Here is a 3,132-nt window from a genome sequence, read left to right on the forward strand (position 1 = left end):
CAGGCATTGCACACATTGCGCTATGAGGAGGCGCTGATTTGCCAGACCGCGCTCGTCAAGGCGCGTGATGCCTCTCAGGAGGCGACCGCCGCCATATGCGCCGACGTCACGCTGAAAAACGAGTTCATCGCGTCCCTGCCGTTCGATCTGACGGCTGGCCAACAGACGGTCATCGACGATATCGCCGGCGATATGTCGGATGACCATCCGATGCGACGGTTGTTGCAAGGCGAAGTGGGATCCGGCAAAACCGTCGTGGCGATTGCGGCGATGATGCAGGCCGTCGGCTCCGGGCATCAGGCGGTGCTCGTCGCGCCGACCTTGGTGCTCGCGGAGCAGCATTACGACAACATCACGCGCATGGTCGCCGATATGCGGCGCATGCGCCGCAACGGCATGCCGGGAGACGATGGGGAAACCGAAGCATCCGGCATTGATGCGAGCGAAGGCACGGAGGTTGCCGACGGTGGCGAGAGTGACGCGAAAAACGGGGAATCCACGGCGAAAACAACACACAATCCGCCTGTGGATGAGAGTGGACAAGTCGATGCCGCGAGCAGGACGGCGCCAACCAAATCGGTGGATAACCTCGACATGGATGATGCCGTACAGGGCACTTTCGATACCGTGCGCGCGTCGGAGAACGCTGCGGAGTCCGCGGCGGCGCGAAATGTTTCCATGGAGCAAGGCGATGCGGCGTCTACGCGCGTAACGTCGGCAGAGGACGAGGCAAAGGCTTCTGCTGGAACACATGGCAAACGATTTGACGGAAACGACCTGCCGGCATTGAAAGGGAACGACCTGCTGGGGCTGAAAAGCGGGGAAATCCCCGTGTTGCTGCTCACCGGTGGCATGCGTCTGGCCGAGCGCCGCCGCGTGCTCGCCATAGCCGCATCGGGCACGCCATGCATCATCGTGGCGACGCACGCCGCGTTCTCCAAAACATTCCAGGCTCCGAACCTCGCGCTTGCCGTCATCGACGAGCAGCACCGTTTCGGCGTGGAACAGCGCGAATCGTTGAATTCCAAGGGGGAGAAGGCTCCTCACCTGCTGGTCATGACGGCGACGCCCATCCCGCGCAGCGCCGCGATGACGTGGTTCGGCGACCTCGACATCTCCTGGCTCACCGAACTGCCGGGCGGGCGCAAACCGATCCACACCTTCGTCGTATCGGAATCCGATGGGGCGAAGATGGCCGAGATGTTCACGCTGATCCGCAGCCGCATCGAGGCGGGGGAACGAGCCTACGTGGTCTGCCCCCGCATCGACGCGGATTCGGAAGACGCGGATACCATTGCGGATGCCGACGATGTCGAATCCGGTGCGGCATTCGATGACGCATACGATCTTGGCGAGGATGACGAACAACGTGCGCAGCGGCCGCCGTTGCACTCCGTCGCCGAAATCACGGAACGCCTGCGGTCGTTGCCTCAATTCGCCGGCATACGATTCGCCACACTGACGGGGCGCGACAGCGATGACGTCAAAACACAGGTCATGGCCGATTTCGCATCAGGCAAAACGCCGATTCTGGTGGCGACCATCGTCATCGAAGTGGGCGTGGATGTGGCGAAGGCCAGTTGCATGGTGATTTTCGACGCCGACCGGTACGGCCTTTCCCAGCTGCACCAGTTGCGCGGACGCGTGGGGCGCGGCGGCACCGATTCCGGCGCGTTCCTGATTTCGCGCGCGCCTGAAGGCAGCGATGCCGCCCGACGGCTTGCCGTGATTCAGGGAACCTTGGACGGCGCGAAGATCGCCCAGGCTGATTTGGAGTTCCGCGGTGCCGGCGATGTGCTGGGTGACGCGCAGTCCGGCGGCAAATCGAGCCTGAAGCTGCTGCGTGTGGTCAAGGACGTGAAGATCATCGAAAGCGCCCGCGCTGAGGCCAAATCGTTGGTGGCGCGGGACCCGGAGTTGCTGGACCATGTGCAGTTGGCGGGCGCGGTACTTGATTTCACGCGCGGCAACGAAACATTCCTGACCAGCAATTAACGACGGTTTCGGCGCTTCGGAGCGATGATTGCATTATCCCCCGGCCATTGATGTTTGACGTTCCCGCCCCCGTATGCCGGTTTAGGGGCAGGGCCATTGCGTCGTGGAACGCCCGATAATGAGGAGCTACGCATATAATCAGACGATATGCGTGTTATTTCCGGACGATTCAAGGGCGTTGCATTGACCACGCCGAAACCAGGCACCAGGCCGACTACCGACCGCACTAAAGAGGCGATTTTCTCACATCTGGACTCATGGGGTGTGCTGGATGATGCGCATGTTTTGGATTTGTTCGCGGGAACCGGCGCGCTGGGCATCGAGGCGCTGAGCCGCGGCGCGCGCGAACTGGTGGCGGTGGAGTCCTCGGCTCCGGCTGCGACATTGATAGCGAAAACCCTGACGACCTTGAAGCACAATCGTTCGTGGGAAACGGGCATGGTCGCCCGTGTGGTCAAGGCCCGCGCGGAGAAATACGCGGCCGCGGCCGCCGCCGTCTCGCCGTTCGAGGTGATTTTCATCGATCCGCCGTATGCGTTCGAGACGGAATCCTGCAACCAGTTGCTTGCCGGCCTGGCCGACGGCGGGCTGACGAATGAGCGCACGGTGATTGTGCTGGAACGCTCCACCCGTTCCGAGGAACCCTCGGCTCCGGTAGGATGGACCATCACGGATCGTCGTGATTACGGCGAAACCGCGGTATACTACATCGAGCCTGATGGCCAGTGATTTTCCCCGCTTGGAAGTGGTTCGCGACTGTCGGTTAGGGGTCAACTGTTCATTATTGGATTTCGCACGATTTAATTTCCCCGACCAAAATTGAGATCGTGTGAATATGATTGCACTTCATTGCCTTCTGGATGGCCCTTTTTTAAGGGAAAGGCACGGAAAAATAGTGTTTAAGGGGTATCGGACGATTAGAGGATTTCGCACGATTTAATTTTCTCTGATGAATTTGAAATTGTGTGAAATATTCGGCTGAAATATTGAGTGGCATCTGTGGTTGGCACCGTCGGTCCGGCGGTACCAACCATCACAGGTCAGTGTCTGCGCGGATGTGCGCCGGAGACCTCCCAGCCCAACGCCATCAGGGTTTTGCGGTCGGCCTTGTCGAGCTTGGAGCAGTCCAACGCCTCG

The 3,132-nt window shown here is 60.5% G+C and carries 2 protein-coding genes and 1 pseudogene; 2 read left to right on the forward strand and 1 reads right to left on the reverse strand.

The window, feature by feature from the left end:
• Together B3C64_RS05660 and rsmD are read left to right on the forward strand one after the other, a co-directional pair.
• On the forward strand, positions 1–1,995 hold a 1,995-nt coding region (locus B3C64_RS05660; RefSeq protein ID WP_291534327.1), incomplete at its 5' end, for an ATP-dependent DNA helicase RecG.
• A 147-nt stretch (positions 1,996–2,142) separates the two neighbouring features.
• Entirely contained in the window at positions 2,143–2,724 is a 582-nt protein-coding gene (gene rsmD, locus B3C64_RS05665) for a 16S rRNA (guanine(966)-N(2))-methyltransferase RsmD (protein WP_291534328.1), read from the forward strand.
• A 311-nt stretch (positions 2,725–3,035) separates the two neighbouring features.
• Here the strand turns inward: rsmD and B3C64_RS05670 are convergent.
• Positions 3,036–3,132: pseudogene (locus tag B3C64_RS05670) on the reverse strand (tRNA (guanosine(37)-N1)-methyltransferase TrmD); the annotation flags it as partial.

The sequence above is a fragment of the Bifidobacterium sp. UBA6881 genome (genome assembly GCA_002451435.1).
In the GTDB taxonomy this organism is placed as follows: Bacteria; Actinomycetota; Actinomycetes; order Actinomycetales; family Bifidobacteriaceae; genus Bifidobacterium.

Coding starts and splice junctions, on each gene's coding strand:
- rsmD (WP_291534328.1), top strand. CDS start 2,143: ATGCGTGTTATTTCCGGACGATTCAAGGGCGTTGCATTGACCACGCCG.